13 protein-coding genes and 2 tRNA genes are annotated in these 17,354 nt (G+C 66.8%); 4 read left to right on the forward strand and 11 right to left on the reverse strand.

Annotated elements, in window-relative coordinates; translation table 11 throughout:
* Positions 1 to 30 precede the first annotated feature (30 nt).
* A complete protein-coding gene (locus ACT9F5_RS02180; RefSeq protein ID WP_445118298.1) occupies positions 31 to 3,198 on the forward strand; it encodes a multidrug efflux RND transporter permease subunit in 3,168 nt (1,055 codons plus the stop codon).
* Positions 3,191 to 4,666, forward strand: a complete 1,476-nt coding sequence (locus ACT9F5_RS02185) for an efflux transporter outer membrane subunit (protein WP_445118299.1) — start codon at positions 3,191 to 3,193, stop codon at positions 4,664 to 4,666. Before ACT9F5_RS02180 ends, ACT9F5_RS02185 begins: the two co-directional genes overlap by 8 nt.
* Positions 4,667 to 4,727: 61 nt before the next feature.
* Here the strand turns inward: ACT9F5_RS02185 and ACT9F5_RS02190 are convergent.
* The 4 genes from ACT9F5_RS02190 to ppsR all read right to left on the reverse strand — a co-directional run bounded on the left by ACT9F5_RS02190 (position 4,728) and on the right by ppsR (position 6,387).
* A tRNA-Glu gene (locus ACT9F5_RS02190) sits at positions 4,728 to 4,803 on the reverse strand.
* Positions 4,804 to 4,869: 66 nt separating this feature from the next.
* A tRNA-Ala gene (locus ACT9F5_RS02195) sits at positions 4,870 to 4,945 on the reverse strand.
* Positions 4,946 to 4,989: 44 nt separating this feature from the next.
* Complete coding sequence (locus ACT9F5_RS02200; protein WP_445118300.1) at positions 4,990 to 5,484, reverse strand: DUF1249 domain-containing protein; 495 nt, start codon at positions 5,482 to 5,484, stop codon at positions 4,990 to 4,992.
* An 81-nt stretch (positions 5,485 to 5,565) separates the two neighbouring features.
* Complete coding sequence (gene ppsR, locus ACT9F5_RS02205; RefSeq protein ID WP_445118301.1) at positions 5,566 to 6,387, reverse strand: posphoenolpyruvate synthetase regulatory kinase/phosphorylase PpsR; 822 nt, start codon at positions 6,385 to 6,387, stop codon at positions 5,566 to 5,568.
* 145 nt (positions 6,388 to 6,532) lie between these two features.
* On the opposite strand from ppsR, the gene ppsA reads away from it, so the two are divergent.
* Positions 6,533 to 8,905 (forward strand): phosphoenolpyruvate synthase, encoded by a 2,373-nt coding sequence (gene ppsA / locus ACT9F5_RS02210; RefSeq protein WP_445118302.1) that lies wholly within the window; start codon positions 6,533 to 6,535, stop codon positions 8,903 to 8,905.
* 116 nt (positions 8,906 to 9,021) lie between these two features.
* Entirely contained in the window at positions 9,022 to 9,912 is an 891-nt protein-coding gene (locus tag ACT9F5_RS02215) for a mechanosensitive ion channel domain-containing protein (RefSeq protein ID WP_445118303.1), read from the forward strand.
* Positions 9,913 to 9,944: 32 nt separating this feature from the next.
* On the opposite strand, the gene orn is transcribed toward ACT9F5_RS02215, so the two are convergent.
* From orn to moeB, 7 genes are all read right to left on the reverse strand, one after another.
* Entirely contained in the window at positions 9,945 to 10,538 is a 594-nt protein-coding gene (gene orn / locus ACT9F5_RS02220; RefSeq protein ID WP_445118304.1) for an oligoribonuclease, read from the reverse strand.
* Between the two features lie 40 nt (positions 10,539 to 10,578).
* Complete coding sequence (gene tadA / locus ACT9F5_RS02225; RefSeq protein ID WP_445118305.1) at positions 10,579 to 11,055, reverse strand: tRNA adenosine(34) deaminase TadA; 477 nt, start codon at positions 11,053 to 11,055, stop codon at positions 10,579 to 10,581.
* Between the two features lie 12 nt (positions 11,056 to 11,067).
* Entirely contained in the window at positions 11,068 to 12,633 is a 1,566-nt protein-coding gene (guaA, locus tag ACT9F5_RS02230) for a glutamine-hydrolyzing GMP synthase (protein WP_445118306.1), read from the reverse strand.
* A 2-nt stretch (positions 12,634 to 12,635) separates the two neighbouring features.
* Positions 12,636 to 14,093: an IMP dehydrogenase gene (gene guaB / locus ACT9F5_RS02235; RefSeq protein WP_445118307.1), complete on the reverse strand. Its 1,458-nt coding sequence runs from the start codon at positions 14,091 to 14,093 to the stop codon at positions 12,636 to 12,638.
* Positions 14,094 to 14,196: 103 nt separating this feature from the next.
* A complete protein-coding gene (gene folD, locus ACT9F5_RS02240) occupies positions 14,197 to 15,087 on the reverse strand; it encodes a bifunctional methylenetetrahydrofolate dehydrogenase/methenyltetrahydrofolate cyclohydrolase FolD (protein ID WP_445118308.1) in 891 nt (296 codons plus the stop codon).
* Between the two features lie 44 nt (positions 15,088 to 15,131).
* Positions 15,132 to 16,154 (reverse strand): DUF2272 domain-containing protein, encoded by a 1,023-nt coding sequence (locus ACT9F5_RS02245; RefSeq protein WP_445118309.1) that lies wholly within the window; start codon positions 16,152 to 16,154, stop codon positions 15,132 to 15,134.
* A gap of 49 nt (positions 16,155 to 16,203) precedes the next feature.
* A complete protein-coding gene (gene moeB / locus ACT9F5_RS02250) occupies positions 16,204 to 17,334 on the reverse strand; it encodes a molybdopterin-synthase adenylyltransferase MoeB (protein WP_445118310.1) in 1,131 nt (376 codons plus the stop codon).
* Between the last annotated feature and the right edge of the window lie 20 nt (positions 17,335 to 17,354).

Consider the following 17,354-nt stretch of genomic DNA (forward strand, 5'->3'; position numbering starts at 1 on the left):
CCACAGAACCCCGAAACAGGACTTTCCCCCATGGATTTCTCCAAGTTCTTCATCGACCGGCCGATCTTCGCCGCAGTGCTGTCGATCGTGATCTTCGCCGCCGGCCTGATCTCGATCCCGCTGCTGCCGATCGGCGAATACCCGGAGGTGGTGCCTCCGTCCGTCATGGTCCGCACGGTGTATCCGGGCGCCAACCCGAAGGTCATCGCCGAAACCGTCGCCACGCCGCTGGAGGAATCCATCCGCGGCGTCGAAGGCCTGATGTACATGAAGTCGGTCGCCAGCTCCGACGGCTCGCTGCAGACCACCGTGACCTTCAGCCCCGAGGTCGACGCCGACGAAGCGACCGTGCGCGTGCAGAACCGGGTCAGCCAGGCGCTCGCGCGGCTGCCCGAGGACGTGCGCCGGCAGGGCGTGACCACCCAGAAGCAGTCGCCGGTGTTCCTGATGGTCGTCCACTTGACCTCGCCGGATGGCAAGTACGACACCCTGTACCTGCGCAACTACCTGCGCCTGCACGTGAAGGACAGGCTGGCCAGCATTCCCGGCGTCGGCGACGCGCAGGCGTTCGGCGGCGGCGACTACGCGATGCGGCTGTGGCTGGACCCGGACAAGGTCGCGTCACGTGGGCTCACGGCGGGCGACGTGGTGCGCGCGGTGCGCGAGCAGAACATCCAGGTCTCCGCGGGCCAGCTCGGCGCCGAGCCGATGCCCAATGGCAGTGACTTCCTCACTCTGATCAACGCCAAGGGCCGGCTGTCGACCGCAGAAGAGTTCGGTAATGTGGTGATCAAGACCGGCGCCGACGGCACGGTCGTGCGTCTGTCCGACGTGGCCCGGATCGAACTGGCCGCGGGCGACTACAGCATGCGCTCGCGCCTGGACGGTCAGAACGCGGCCGCGATCGGCATCTTCCAGGCACCGGGCGCCAATGCGCTGGAAATCCGCGACGAAGTCATCCGTCGCATGGACGAGGCGGCCGAGAGCTTCCCGCCGGGCATCGAGTACAAGTCGATCTACGACACCACCGTGTTCGTGCGCGATTCGATCAAGTCGGTGGTGACCACGCTGCTGGAAGCCACCCTGCTGGTGGTGCTGGTGGTGATCCTGTTCCTGCAGACCTGGCGCGCCTCGATCATCCCGTTGATCGCGGTGCCGGTGTCGGTGGTCGGCACCTTCGCCGCGCTGTACCTGCTGGGCTTCTCGATCAACACCCTGACCCTGTTCGGGCTGGTGCTGGCGATCGGCATCGTGGTCGACGACGCGATCGTGGTGGTCGAAAACGTGGAGCGCCACATCGAGGCAGGCGCGACGCCGCTGCATGCCGCCCACCTGGCGATGAGGGAAGTGTCCGGACCGATCATCGCGATCGCGCTGGTGCTGTGCGCGGTGTTCGTGCCGATGGCGTTCCTGTCCGGCGTGACCGGCGAGTTCTACAAGCAGTTCGCGGTGACCATCGCGATCTCGACGGTGATTTCCGCGATCAATTCGCTGACCCTGTCGCCGGCGCTGGCTGCACGCCTGCTCAAGCCGCACGGCGCCCCGAAGGACCGGCCGACGCGGCTGATCGACCGCCTGTTCGGTTGGGTCTTCCGTCCGTTCAACCGGTTCTTCAGCAAGAGCTCCGAGCGCTACGAGCGCGGCGTATCCAGAGCGCTGGGCCGCCGTGGCGCGGTGTTCGCGATCTATGCCGGCCTGCTGCTGGTCACGGGCCTGATGTTCCAGATCGTGCCGAAGGGATTCATCCCGGTGCAGGACAAGGGCTACATCATCGCCGGCATCAAGATGCCGGAAGGCTCCTCAATCGAACGCACCGACGACGCCCTGAAGAAGATCGGTGCGCTCGCGCTGGACATCGAAGGCGTGAAGAACGACGTCGCGTTCCCGGGCTTCAATCCGTTGCAGTTCATCAACACGCCCAACTACGGCGTCAGCTTCATCACCCTCGAACCGTTCGGCGAGCGTACCCGCAGCGCCAAGGAGATCACCGACGAGCTCAACGCGAAGATCGCCGGTATCCAGGAGGGCTTCGCCTTCGCGCTGATGCCGCCGCCGATCCAGGGTCTTGGCAACGGTTCGGGCTATTCGCTGTTCATCGAGGACCGCGGGAATCTCGGCTACGGCGCGCTGCAGAGCGCGGTGCAGGGGATGCAGGCGGCCGGATCGCAGGTGCCGGGGCTGGGCTACCTCAACAGCAGCTACCAGGCCAACGTGCCGCAGCTCGACGTCGAGGTCGACCGGGTCAAGGCCAAGGCGCAGGGCGTGCCGTTGACCGAGTTGTTCGACACCCTGCAGACCTACCTGGGCTCGGCCTACGTCAACGACTTCAACATGTTCGGCCGCACCTGGCAGGTAATCGCGCAGGCGGACGGTTCGTACCGCGACAGCGTCGAGGACATCGGCAACCTGCGTACCCGCAACGTCCAGGGCGAAATGGTCCCGGTGGGCAGCATGGTCAAGGTGAGCGAGACCTTCGGTCCCGACCCGGTGATCCGCTACAACGGCCACACCGCGGCCGACCTCATGGGCGAAGCCGATCCACGCGTGATGTCTTCGGCGCAGGCGATGGAGAAGCTGGAGGAGCTGGCACAGCAGGTGCTGCCCCAGGGCATGACGATCGAATGGACCGACCTGAGCTACCAGCAGTCCACCCAGGGCAACGCGGCACTGGTGGTATTCCCGCTCGCCGTGCTGCTGGCGTTCCTGGTGCTGGCCGCGCTCTACGAGAGCTGGACGCTGCCGCTGGCGGTGATCCTGATCGTGCCGATCGTGATGCTGTCCGCGTTGCTGGGCGTATGGCTGACCGGCGACAACAACGTGTTCGTGCAGGTCGGGCTGGTGGTGCTGATGGGGCTCGCGTGCAAGAACGCGATCCTGATAGTCGAGTTCGCACGTGAACTGGAAATGCAGGGCAAGGGCATCGTGGAAGCCGCACTGGAAGCGTGCCGGCTGCGCCTGCGCCCGATCGTCATGACCTCGATCGCCTTCATCGCCGGCACGATCCCGCTGGTCCTCTCTTCCGGCGCCGGTGCGGAAGTCCGTTCCATCACCGGCATCACCGTCTTCGCCGGCATGCTCGGCGTCACCCTGTTCGGCCTGTTCCTGACCCCGGTGTTCTACGTCGCCCTGCGCAAGCTGGTGTCGCGACGAGCCGGCAAGCAGGCCCAGAGCGAACTGCAGGAGATCACCCATGCGTAAGTTCACCCCCGCGGCACAAGCTGTCTCGCGCACCTTCGCGATCGCGTTGCTGCCGATCGCCCTCGCCGCCTGCATGGTCGGACCCGACCACGTACGCCCCACCCTGTCGGTGCCGGAGCAGTTCGTTCGCGACGAGGCCAACCCCGTCGCGGTCACGCCCCAGCCCGAGCCCGATGCGGACTTCTGGAACGCCTTCGACGATCCGATGCTGACGCGGCTGGTCGACGAGGCACTGGTCGCGAACTACGACCTGCGCATCGCCCTGACCCGCTTCGACCGCGCCAACGCCCTGCTGCGCGGCTCGCGCTTCGACTACCTGCCAACCGTCACAGCCAGCGCCGAAGGCAGTGACAGCCGTGCCAGCGCCGACCAGGCGCCCGGCCTGTCGCGCGAGCAGCGCGAAGGCGAGAGCTACTCGGCCGGCATCGACATGGCGTGGGAACTCGACCTGTTCGGTCGCGTACGCCGCGGGGTCGAATCGCAACGCGCCGAAGCCGCCGCCACCGCGGCCGACCTCGCCGCGTTGCAGGTCGCGATCGTCGCCGAGGTCGCACGCAGCTACATCGACCTGCGCGGTCTGCAGGAGCGCCTGGACGTCGCGCGTGAGAACGCCGACAACCAGCGCGAGACCCTGCGCATCGTCCAGGCCCGGCTCGATGCCGGCAGCGCGACCGGATTCGACCGCGCCCGTGCCAGCGCCCAGTTGCAGGCGACCCTCGCCCGAGTGCCTGCGCTGGAGGCCGAGGCCGCCGTGATGATGCACCGCCTCGCGGTGCTGACGGGCAAGACGCCGGATGCCCTCGTCGGCGGACTGCAACAACCCGCGGACCTCCCTGCCCTGCCCGCTCCGATAGATCCCGGCACCCCGGGTGAACTGCTGCGCCGTCGACCCGACATCGCCGCCGCCGAGCAACGCCTGCACGCGAGCACCGCGCGCATCGGCGTCGCCGCCGCCGACCTGTTCCCACGCTTCACCCTCGGCGGGCTGATCGGCAGCCAGGCGATCGACGCCTCGAACCTGTTCGAGCGCGACAGCGAAACCAGCCTGATCGCATTGGGCATCGACTGGTCATTCCTCGACATCGGCCGCGTCCGCGCCCGCATCGCCGCTGCCGACGCAGATGCCGCCGGCGAACTCGCCAGCTACCAGAAGACCGTGGTGCTGGCGCTGGAGGAAACCGAGAACGCCCTGGTCCGCTACGCCCGCACCCGCACCGAGGACCGGCACCTGCAGCAGGCCGCCGAAGACAGCGCCCGCGCCGCGGAGCTGGCCCACGTCCGCTATGACGCCGGCGCCACCAGCCTGCTGGAAGTGCTCGATGCCGAGCGCACCAGGCTGCAGGCGCAGGACGCACTGGCCGATGTCCGGACGCGGGCGGCAACCAGCGCGGTGGCTGTCTACAAGGCGATGGCCGGCGGTTGGCCGAGCCGGATTCCGCTGCGGGAGGACGTAGCGAGCGCCAACTGAAGAAACCCGATCGACACCAAAAAAGAAGGCCCGCCAATGGCGGGCCTTCTCAATGAAAAAGTGGTGTCCCCAAGGGGATTCGAACCCCTGTCGCCGCCGTGAAAGGGCAGTGTCCTAGGCCTCTAGACGATGGGGACACAGTGGAACTTCGCACTTGGGCCGACCGCTTTCACTCGGTCGAGTATCGAAGAACACTTTGAAAATGGTGGAGCCAGGCGGGATCGAACCGCCGACCTCCTGCATGCCATGCAGGCGCTCTCCCAGCTGAGCTATGGCCCCACGGGCTGGAAAGTCGACAAGCTTAGGGACGGGCCCCGAAATCGTCAAGCGATCTTTGCAGGTTTGCTGAACTTTTTTTCATCCGGCACCAAAGTCGCCATGCCGTGGCCACGGTCGGACAGGTATTGCAGCCATTTGCCGAGGAAGGTGTTCATGCGCAGGCGGTGCCCGACCAGCTCGGCCGGCGGGGGGTACATGCCGATCACGTCCTGCCAGCGGCGGCCGATGTAGCAATGGGTGGCTTCGAGCTGGCGGGCGTCGTGGTACTGGCGCAGGAACGCCGACGGGTCCGGCTGGCCGGTCACCGGGTCGGGCATGGCGTAGGTCAGACGCAGCTCGGTGGTGTAGGCGTGCTGTGCGATCACTTCGACCTGCAGGTCGAGCCCGTCGCCGACACTCGACGCGTAGCTGCCCTGCCCCAACCGGGCCGGGGCGAACATGTGTTCGAGCCGCTCGTGGTTCTCGGTGTACAGCGCCATCAGCCACCCGAAACGGCTCAGCGTGGGGATGCGGGTGGTGGGGGCAGCCAGCGAATTCATGGCTCGATGCTACACGCCGTGGCTGTACCGCGGCAGCATTGACGGGACCGGTGGGCGGTCGTACTTTCGAGGTTCCCCGCCTCAGAACATCTCGCGGTGGATCCCCAGCGTCGACATCACCTTGCTCGAGATCTCCTCGATCGAGGTATTGGTCGTGGTCTGGGTCGGGATGCGCTCGGCCCGGAACAGGGCCTCGGCCTTGGCGACCTCGCGACGGCAGGTTTCAAGCTCGGCGTAACGCGAATTCGGCCGGCGCTCCTGGCGGATCTGCTGCAGGCGGACCGGGTCGATGCTCAGCCCGAACAGCTTGTTGCGGTAGTGGCGCAACCGTTCTGGCAGGCGGTCGTGCTCGAGGTCCTCTTCGGTCAGCGGATAGTTCGCCGCACGCACGCCATAATGCAAAGCCAGATACACGCAGGTCGGGGTCTTGCCTGCCCGCGACACCGCCACCAGGATCACGTCCGCGTCCTCGTAATCGACCGCCACGCCGTCGTCGTGGGTCAGCGCGTAGTTCATCGCGTTGATACGGCGGTGGTAGGCGTCGAAGTCGACGATCGCGTGCGCACGGCCGACATGGCGCTGGCGGCTTTCGCCCAGTTCGCGCTCCAGCGGCTCGATGAACGGCGCGAACACGTCGAGCATCAGCGCCCCGCTCTCGGCCAGGGCCTCGCTGACGTCGCTGTCCATGCAGGAATTGATCACCACCGGCTTCAATCCGTGGCGTTCCCCGGCGGTACGGATACGTTCCGCGGCGCTGCGGGCACGGTCGATGCTGTCGACGAAGGAGATCCGCTCGCTGGTGAAGTGGTTGTCGGTGAACTGGGTCAGGAGACTGTGGCCGATGGTCTCGGCCGTAATGCCGGTGCCGTCGGAAACGTAGAAAACCGGTCGTGCTGCCGCCATCACTGACCCCGCTGGTTGGAGATGCGCGCTGGACGTGCGCAAACAGGAAAAAGCCCGTCGAATCAAGCTTGTATGCATCCGACGCAGGAGCGATCATAGCCGCTTGGCGTGCCTGGACGCGCCCAAACCACGGAGATCGGCTGTCTTGAACGAGAACATCCTCTGGCTGCACGCGCTGCGCCTCGACGACCTGGCCCGCGTGGGCGGCAAGAATTCGTCGCTCGGCGAGATGATCGGCAACCTCGCCAACCTCGGGGTTTCGGTGCCCGGCGGCTACGCCACCACGGCCGAGGCGTTCAAGGACTTCATCGCCCACAACGACCTGCACCAGCGGATCTTCGACCGCCTGGCCGACCTCGATGTCGAGGATGTCGGCGCGTTGACCCAGGCCGGCACGCAGATCCGCCAGTGGGTGATCGATGCGCCGCTGCAGCCGGCGCTCGACAGCGACATCCGCAGCGCCTACCGCCAGCTCTGCTCCGAGAATGGCGGCGGTGACGTGGCGGTCGCAGTGCGCTCGTCGGCGACCGCCGAGGACCTGCCCGACGCGTCGTTCGCCGGCCAGCAGGAAACCTTCCTCAACGTGACCGGCGAGGACGATGTCGTCGTCAAGGTCAAGGAAGTCTTCGCCAGCCTCTACAACGACCGCGCGATCGCCTACCGCGTGCACCACGGTTTCAAGCACGAGGACGTGTTCCTGTCGGCGGGCGTGCAGCTGATGGTCCGCTCCGACGTCGGCGCCTCCGGCGTGCTGTTCACCCTCGACACCGAGTCGGGTTTCCGCGGCGTGGTGTTCATCACCTCGAGCTTCGGCCTCGGCGAGATGGTCGTGCAGGGTGCGGTCAACCCGGACGAGTTCTACGTCAACAAGGCTACCCTGCTTGAGGGCAAGCACGCGATCCTGCGCCGCTCGATCGGCGCCAAGCAGCTGCGCATGGTCTATTCCGACCAGCCCGGCGAGCGCGTGCGTACCGAGGACACCCCGGTCGAACTGCGCAACACCTTCTCGATCTCCGACGAAGACGTGCACGAGCTGGCCAAGCAGGCGCTGGTTATCGAAAAGCATTACGGCCGCCCGATGGATATCGAGTGGGCCAAGGACGGTGTCAGCGGCAAACTGTTCATCGTGCAGGCGCGCCCGGAGACGGTGAAGTCGCGCACCAAGGCCACCCAGATCGAGCGTTACCAGCTCGGCGAGCGCGGCCCGGTGATCTGCGAAGGCCGCTCGATCGGCCAGAAGATCGGCAGCGGCGTCGCCCGCGTGGTGCGTTCGCTCGACGACATGGCGCGGGTGCAGCCCGGCGACGTGTTGGTCGCCGACATGACCGACCCCGATTGGGAGCCGGTGATGAAGCGCTCGGCCGCGATCGTCACCAACCGCGGTGGCCGCACCTGCCACGCCGCGATCATTGCGCGCGAGCTTGGCGTGCCGGCTGTCGTCGGCACCGGCAATGCGCTGGATACCATCAAGGATGGCCAGACCGTCACCATCAGCTGCGCCGAAGGCGATACCGGTTTCATCTACGACGGTGCCCTGCCCTTCGAACGCCACACCGCCGACCTCGAGCACATGCCGCCGGCGCCGCTCAAGGTGATGATGAATGTCGCCAACCCCGAGCGCGCGTTCGACTTCGCGATGCTGCCCAACGCGGGCGTCGGCCTGGCACGGCTGGAGATGATCATCGCCAGCCACATCGGCATCCATCCGAAGGCATTGCTCGAGTACGACCGCCAGGACGCCGCGATCAAGAAGAAGATCGACGAGCGCATTGCCGGCTACGGCGATCCGGTCGATTTCTATGTCGACCGGCTGGCCGAGGGCATCGCCACGATCACCGCGTCGGTGGCACCGAACCCGGTGATCGTGCGCCTCAGCGATTTCAAGTCCAACGAGTACGCCAACCTGATCGGCGGTGCCGCCTACGAGCCGCATGAAGAGAACCCGATGATCGGCTTCCGTGGCGCCAGCCGCTACGTCGATCCGAGCTTCACTGAGGCATTTGCGCTGGAGTGCCGCGCGGTACTGAAGGTGCGTGAACAGATGGGCCTGACCAACTGCTGGGTGATGATCCCGTTCGTGCGCACGCTGGACGAAGGCCGCAAGGTGGTCGAGGTGCTGCGCGCCAACGGTCTGGAGCAAGGCAAGGACGGCCTGAAGATCATCATGATGTGCGAGGTCCCATCCAACGCGCTGCTGGCCGAGGAATTCCTGGAGATCTTCGACGGGTTCTCGATCGGCTCCAACGACCTGACCCAGCTCACGCTCGGGCTGGATCGCGATTCGAGCATCGTCGCCTCGCTGTTCGACGAGCGCGACCCGGCGGTCAAGAAGCTGCTGGCGATGGCGATCAGCACCGCGCGTGCCAAGGGCAAGTACGTCGGCATCTGCGGACAGGGCCCTAGCGACCATCCGGACCTCGCCGAGTGGCTGATGGAGCAAGGCATCGAGTCGGTATCGCTCAATCCCGACACCGTGGTCGATACCTGGCTGCGACTGGCGAAAGCCAAGGCAGGTTGACATCGTTACGGCCCGATAACGTCGGACCGGACAGGATTCAACATGACAACCCGCGACGCCCCGCTCATGCGGGGTTTCGCATTTATCCCCCAGCAAACATGAACCTGGAGAGCCGAATGCCGCAGCCCCGCCTGAGCTGGATCGACTACGCCCGCGCGGGTGAATGGACCGAGGCGCTGGTTGGCCTCGGCATCCGCATCGCCTTGGCGCTGCTGCTGTTTCTGGTGGGGCGTTATGTGATCGCCTGGCTGGTGAAAATCATCGACCGCGGGCTGAGCCGCACTGATCTCGACTTCACTGCGCTGCAGTTCCTGCGCAAGGTGGCGACGGTCGTGTTCACCGTGGTACTGGTGCTGGCGGCACTGCAGGTGGTCGGGGTGCCGATGACCTCCATGATCGCCGTGCTCGGTGCGGCGGGCCTGGCGATCGGCTTGGCGTTGAAGGACTCGCTTTCCAACATCGCCTCCGGGGTGATGCTGGTGGCGCTGAAGCCGTTCCGGGTGGGCGACGTGGTGAACATCAATGGCGAAGGCGGCACCGTCGAGTCGATCAGCATCTTCCAGACCCGCCTGCGCGGCGCCGACAACCAGACCATCGTGCTGCCCAACAGCCTGGTGACGTCGGACTCGATCATCAACTCCACGCCCGACGTTCGCCGCCGGGTCGAGCTGGTGATCGGCATCGGCTACAACGACGACATCGACGAGGCGCGCAGGGTCATCATGGACATCATCAATGCGGACGATCGGGTGCTCGCCGAACCGGCCGCCGACGTGGTGGTCTACGAACTCGCCCAGGACGCGGTCAACCTCGGCGTGCGTTGCCACACGGGCAACGCCGACTGGTTCGCGGTGAAGGTGCATCTCAACGAAAGCATCAAGAAAGCCTTCGACGCGGCCGGAATCAGCATCCCGTACCCGCAGCGCGACGTGCACATGTACCACCATGCCGTCGACGGCGGGATCATCGATCCGACCAGGCCCGCGTTGCCCGCGTCATCCGACTGAGCCGAGGCGCGGGACCGGTCCTGCAGGCTCGCTCAGGAAGCTTCGGGGGGCTGCAGGCCGCTCAGGCGGCCCATGAAGTAGCGGTAGTGGCGCAGTTCCGCGATCGAGTCATGCACGTCGCTCAAGGCGGTGTGGCTGGCTTCCTTGCCGACGCCGGCGAGCACGTCGGGTGCCCAGCGCCGGGCCAGTTCCTTGAGCGTGCTGACGTCGAGGTTGCGATAGTGGAAGTACTTCTCCAGCGCCGGCATCTGCCGGTGCAGGAAACGCCGGTCCTGGCATATCGAGTTGCCACAGATCGGCGAGGCATTGGCCGGAACCCAGCCGGCCAGGAACGCCAGAGTGCGCTCCTCGGCCTCCTCCATCGACACGCCCTGCTCCAGCACGCGGTTCCACAGGCCCGACTTGCGATGCTGGTTGCGGTTCCAGTCGTCCATCGCCTCCAGCCGCTGCAACGGATGACGGATGGCCAGCTCCGGTCCCTCGGCGAGGATTTCGAGATTGGGATCGGTGACGACGGTGGCGATCTCGAGGATGGAATCGTTGTCGGTATCGAGCCCGGTCATCTCCAGGTCGATCCAGATCAGCCGATGATGGCCATTGTTCGCGTTGCCCGCTGTCACGCCCATCGCCTGCCTTCCTCTCCGTGTCTTTGCATGATAGCGGAAGCTAGACGGGTGGCTTGCCACGTTTGCGACGGAAGTAGTTGGTGAGTCGAGTGCCGGACTCTTCCGCCAGCAGCCCGCCGCTCACGTCCACCCGGTGGTTGTGGCGCGGATCCGCGAGCAGGTCGAACACGCTGCCGGCGGCGCCCGTCTTGGGGTCGGGTGCGCCGAACACCAGCCGCGCCACGCGGGCGTGGATCATGGCCATGGCGCACATCGCGCAAGGCTCCAGCGTCACGTACAGGGTGCTGCCGAGCAGCCGGTGGTTGCCGATACGGCGGCCGGCCTGGCGCATCGCAACGATCTCGGCATGCGCGGTCGGGTCGTGCTCGGTGATGTTGCGGTTCCAGCCCTCGCCGAGGACCTCGCCGTCCACCGAGACAAGTACGGCGCCGACCGGTATCTCGTCGTCCTCGTGCTCCGCACGCCTGGCCAGCGCCAACGCGTGGCGCATCCACTCCTCATCGGCAAGCGATGGCATGTCGACCAACGCCTACTCCCACTCGATGGTCGCGGGAGGCTTGCCGCTTATGTCATAAACAACGCGAGAAATTCCACGTAACTCATTGATAATCCTGTTTGACACCTTGCCGAGGAACTCGTACGGCAAGTGCGCCCAGTGCGCCGTCATGAAGTCGATGGTCTCGACCGCACGCAGCGCGATCACCCATTCGTAGGCACGCGCGTCACCAACTACGCCAACCGACTTGACCGGCAGGAACACCGCGAACGCCTGGCTGGTCTTGTCGTAAAGATCAGCCTTGCGCAGTTCGTCGATGAAGATATGGTCGGCCTTGGCCAGCAGCTCCGCGTACTCGCGCTTGACCTCGCCAAGGATGCGCACGCCCAGGCCAGGGCCGGGGAAGGGATGGCGGTAGACCATCGGTGCCGGCAGGCCGAGCTCGACGCCCAGGCGCCGCACTTCGTCCTTGAACAGCTCGCGCAGCGGTTCGACCAGGCCCATCTTCATGTGCTCGGGCAGGCCGCCGACGTTGTGGTGGCTCTTGATGACATGGGCCTTGCCGGTCTTGCTACCGGCCGACTCGATCACGTCGGGGTAGATCGTGCCCTGCGCCAGCCACTTGGCATTGGCGAGCTTGCCGGCCTCCTCGTCGAAGATCTCGACGAACAGGTTGCCGATGATCTTGCGCTTGGCCTCCGGGTCGCTGACGCCCTCGAGTGCCTTGAAGTAGCGGTCGGCCGCATCGACGCGGATCACCTTGACGCCCATGTGCTCGGCGAACATCGCCATCACCTGGTCGCCTTCCTGCCAGCGCAGCAGGCCGGTGTCGACGAACACGCAGGTCAGCTGCTCGCCGATCGCCTTGTGCAGCAGCGCCGCCACGACCGACGAATCGACACCGCCGGACAGGCCGAGGATGACCTCATCAGTGCCGACCTGCTCGCGCACGCGGGCGATCTGGTCGTCGATGATGTGGGCCGCGGTCCACAGGGTCTGGCAGCCGCAGATGTCGGTGACGAAGCGGCGCAGCAGGGTCTGGCCCTGCAGGGTGTGGGTAACCTCGGGATGGAACTGCACGCCGTACCAGCGCTTGCCCTCGTTGGCCATCGCCGCGACCGGGATGCGGTCGGTCCTGGCGGTCACGGTGAAGCCCGGCGGCGCCGTGGCGACGTGGTCGCCGTGGCTCATCCAGACGTTCAGGCGAGGTGTTCCGCCGTGGTCGCTGAGCCCGCCCAGCAGCGCGTCATGCGCGACCAGCTCGACCTCTGCATGGCCGAACTCGCGCGCGTCGGCGGCCTCGGTGGTACCGCCCAGTTGCGCGGCCAGGGTCTGCATGCCGTAGCAGATGCCAAGGATCGGCAGGCCGCTGTCGAAGACTTCCTGCGGCGCGCGGGGCGCTCCTTCCAGCGTGGTCGATTCGGGCCCGCCCGACAGGATGATGCCTTTCGCGCCGTACTTCGCGATCTCGGCCGGGTCGTGGTCCCAGGCCCAGATCTCGCAATACACCCCGATCTCGCGGATGCGGCGGGCGATCAGCTGCGTGTACTGCGCGCCGAAGTCGAGGATCAGGATCTTGTCGGAATGGATATCGGTCATGCTCAGCCCGCCCGGTAATTCGGCGGTTCCTTGGTGATCTGCACGTCATGGACGTGGCTCTCGCGCGAACCGGCGCTGGTCACCTTGACGAACTGTGGCTTCTGGCGCATGTCCTCGATGGTGGTGCAGCCGACATAACCCATCGTTGCGCGAAGGCCGCCCATCAACTGGTGGACCACGCCGCCGAGCGGGCCGCGATACGGGACGCGGCCTTCGATGCCTTCCGGCACCAGCTTGTCGGCGTCGGACGAATCCTGGAAGTAGCGGTCCTTGGAGCCCAGCTCCATCGCGCCGATGCTGCCCATGCCGCGATAGCTCTTGTAGCTGCGGCCCTGGAACAGTTCGACCTCGCCGGGTGCCTCCTCGGTGCCGGCGAACAGGCCGCCGACCATCACCGTCGAGGCGCCGGCGACCAGCGCCTTGCCGATGTCGCCGGAATAGCGGATGCCGCCATCGGCGATCAGCGGGATGCGATCCTGCAGTGCCTCGGCGACCATGTCGATCGCGGTGATCTGCGGCACGCCGACGCCGGCGACGATGCGGGTGGTACAGATCGAACCCGGGCCGACACCGACCTTGACCGCATCCGCACCGTGGTCCATCAACGCCAGCGCGGCATCGCCGGTGACGATATTGCCGCCGATGACCTGCAACTGCTGGAAGTTCTTCTTGACCCAGCGCACGCGCTCCAGCACGCCCTGCGAGTGGCCATGCGCGGTGTCGACCACGACCACGTCGACCCCGGCCGCGGCCAACGCCTCGATGCGAGCCTCGGTGTCGCCACCGACGCCGACCGCGGCGCCGACCAGCAGCCGCTCGCTGCTGTCGTAGGCGGCGTTGGGGTTGTCGGACTTCTTCTGGATGTCCTTGACGGTGATCAGGCCGCGCAGCTCGAAGTCGTCGTTGACCACCAGCACCTTCTCGATCCGGTGCTTGTGCAGCAGCCCGAGCACTTCCTCGTCGCTGGCGCCCTCCTTCACCGTGACCAGCCGGTCCTTGCGGGTCATGATGTGGCGGACCGGATCGTCGTGCCTGGTCTCGAAGCGCATGTCGCGGCTGGTGACGATGCCGACCAACTGGCCGCCGTCGACCACCGGCACGCCGGAGATGTTGCGCGCGCGGGTCAGCTTAAGCACGTCGGCGATGCTGGTCTCGGGGCTGACCGTGAACGGCGACTTGATCACCCCGGCCTCGAACGTCTTGACCTGCGCCACGTGCGCGGCCTGCTGCGCCAGGCTCATGTTCTTGTGGATGATGCTGATGCCACCGAGCTGCGCCATAGCGATGGCCAGTCGTCCTTCGCTGACGGTGTCCATCGCCGCCGACAGCAGTGGCAGGCGGATCGACAGGTCGCGGGTGACGCGGGTGGTGAGCGAGACGTCCTTGGGAAGGACGGTGGAATGCGCGGGAACGAGCGATACGTCGTCGTAGGTCAGCGCTTCAGCCTGGATGCGCAACATGGGGCGGCCCGGGGAGGATGAAGCGCGTCATTGTACCGCGTTCGATGGTCGCAAGCGGATGCCGGTTGCCGGAAAACCGGAACAGCGCCCCGACGGCGCGGGCTCAGGCCGGGTCCGCCGCCTCGGCCGCTTCCAGCGTGTTCTCCATCAGGGTCGCGACGGTCATCGGCCCGACCCCGCCCGGTACCGGGGTGATCCAGCTGGCCCGCTCGGTGGCCGCCTCGAAACCGACGTCACCGACCAGCCGGCCATCGTCGAGCCGGTTGATGCCGACATCGATCACCACCGCGCCCGGCTTGACCCACTCGCCGGGAATCAGCCGCGGGCGACCCACCGCGACCACCAGGATGTCCGCGCCGCGCACGGCCGCCTCCAGCACCTCGGGCGGGGTGAACTTGTGGCAGCTGGTGGTGGTGCAGCCGGCGATCAGCAACTCCAGTGCCATCGGCCGGCCGACATGGTTGGAAACCCCGACGATCGTCGCACTGGCGCCGCGCACGGGCCGGTCGGTGTAGGCCAGCAATGTGGTGATGCCGCGTGGGGTGCACGGGCGCAGGCCGAACTGGCGCAACGCAAGGTGGCCGACGTTCTCGGGGTGGAAGCCGTCGACATCCTTGCCGGGCGAGATCCGGTGGATCAGCCTGGAGGCGTCGCGGCGGTCGGGGAGCGGCAACTGGACCAGGATGCCGTGTACGTCCGGGTCGGCGTTGAGGCGATCGATCAGGCTCAGCAACTCATCGTCGGTGGTCTCGGCCGGCAGGTCGAAATCGATGGCGCGGATGCCGACCTTCTCGGCCGCGCGACGCTTGTTGCGCACGTACACCGCCGAGGCCGGGTCCCGCCCCACCAGCACCACCGCCAGCCCCGGACGCGCCTTGCCCCGGGCCAGCCGCGCGTCGACCCGGGCCTTGAGGGTGTCAAGGAGATCCTCCGCGATGCGCTTGCCATCGAGGATGCGGGCAGCGTGCTGCGGGGTGTCGGGGGTATGGGTCATGGAACGGTGGCCTTGGAGACGATCTGGCCGCCATTATCGCAAGCTCAATGCCTGGCCGGACACCGGGGTATGCCAGCGCCGACGACGCACTGGATGCAACACTTGCCCTGATGGACCGGTTGCGCAGGTATCGGCGTGACCGGCGCCGCCTGCAGTGACGGTTTCAGCTTGAGCAGCACAACCCAGTCGTGCCGGTTGAAGCTGCAGGCGGCCTGGTTGTCCGGGTTGCAGCCGATGTCGCTGCCGCGCGGCAGGCTCCAGAACCGCCCGCTGCGGTTCAACGCGAGCATCCGCAGGGTGACGCTCTGCAGTACGTTGCCGCCAATGAGATAGGCCGCCGTCCGGGCATCGTCACCCCGGGTCACGATTTCGCAGTGCATCGCGAGTGCCGCGTCGGGATTGGCCGCGATCCATGCCTGCAATCCCGCGAAACCGAACGTCGTCGCGCCGCGGGCGTAGCACAGCAGGTCGCCGGAGGTGGGCACGGAGGCATCCGGGTCGGCGAACAGGAAGGGGCTGCTGTCCGGGCGCAGGTAGGCATCGCGGACATAGTCGATGTGCCGCGCCGACGGGTTGAAGCCCGGCACACCCGCCCGCACCAGTACGAACGACACGAACGCGGCCGACCAGGGCCGGTCGATCAGGAAGGCACGGCAGTCGGGCGAGCCGAAGTCGGCATTGGAAGCACGGGCGCATGCGGCGGCACCGGGAAACGAGTTCATCCCCCACAGCAGCCCGCTGCCGCGCCAGTACTCGGCGACCCGCTTCCAGGCGGGCGTGGCGCCGTCCTGGAGAAGACCGGTTTCCGCTTCCGAGACGGTCGTGCTCGCGAGTTGGCCCTGCAGGTTGATGAAGGGCCGATACCAGAGCGAATTCTCGCGGCAGGCGACCGCGGAAATGCGATCGCCGAGCGTGGTCGTGCTGGACGGATCGGCGCCGGTGCAGGCGGCAGCCGTCGCCATCGGCGACGCCAGGACCAGCATCGATACCAGAGCCGAAATCTCCAGAAGCCGCCGCAGCCAATGAGCCGCCATCCTGCCTCCCCGTGTCCTGCGTACCTGTCGCATCGTCCGCGACTGGCGTGACCGGGGTGTGCAGGCGCGCCTTTGGCGCGCCTCAGCCCGCGCAGAACTGCTGGTAGTCGATGTAACCGGGAAATGGCTTGCCCGGCGCGCAGACGACGCAGGCGGGATCGGGTTGCACGCGGGTTTCGCGGAACCGCATCGCCAGTGCGTCGAAGTGCAGCAGGCGGCCGGCCAGCGGCTCGCCGATGCCGAGGATCAGCTTGATCACCTCGGTCGCCTGCAACATGCCGATCACTCCGGGCAGTACGCCGAGCACGCCGGCATCGCTGCAGTTGGGCGCATCTTCCGCAGACGGTGGTTCGGGGAACAGGCAGCGGTAGCACGGGGCCGCACCGCGATGGCGCCCCGCATCGAAGACGCTGGCCTGGCCGGTGAAACGCAGCACGGCGCCGTAGACCAGCGGCTTGCCGAGCTTCACGCAGGCGTCGTTGAGCAGGTAGCGCGCGGCGAAATTGTCGGCACCGTCCAGCACCACGTCGGCGTCGGCAATCAGGCGTTCGACGTTGTCGCTGCCGATGCGTTCCGGAAAGTTCCGGACCTCGATTTTCGGATTGAGTGCCGAAAGCGCGGTCGCGGCCGACTCGACCTTGGGCACGCCGATCCGCGCCTCGGTATGCAGGATCTGTCGTTGCAGGTTGCTGCGCTCGACCAGGTCGTCATCGGCGAGCACCAACGTTCCGACACCGCCGGCCGCCAGGTAATACGCCGCCGGCGAGCCCAGCCCCCCGGCGCCGACGATCGCCACCCTCGCCCGCTGCAGCTTGCGCTGGCCGACCTCGCCGACTTCGGGGAGTCGCAGGTGGCGGGAGTAGCGGTCGTGGAAGTCGAGGTCGACGTCGCCGGTCGGCTGCGCGAGTGGCAGCCGTTGTTCGCGCCAGCGCGTGGTCCCGCCGTCGACCGAGGCAACCCGGCGGTAACCGGCGTCGAGGAGCGCCTGGGCGGCTTTCAGCGAACGTCCGCCCAGCTCGCAGATCAGCAGGACGTCCGCATCGCGGTCGGGCAAGGTTGTCGTCGGCTCGGTTTCGAGCTCGCCGCGCGCGACCCCGATCGCGCCGTCCGCCATGCCCAAGGCGCGTTCGTGCGATTCGCGGACATCGACCAGGATGGCGCCGGCGAGTTGGCGTTCACGGGCGTCGACGGGGGCGAGGATTTCGATGGCCATGCGGCCATTATCCGCCGTTG

It is taken from the genome of Lysobacter sp. F6437, from assembly GCF_052547215.1.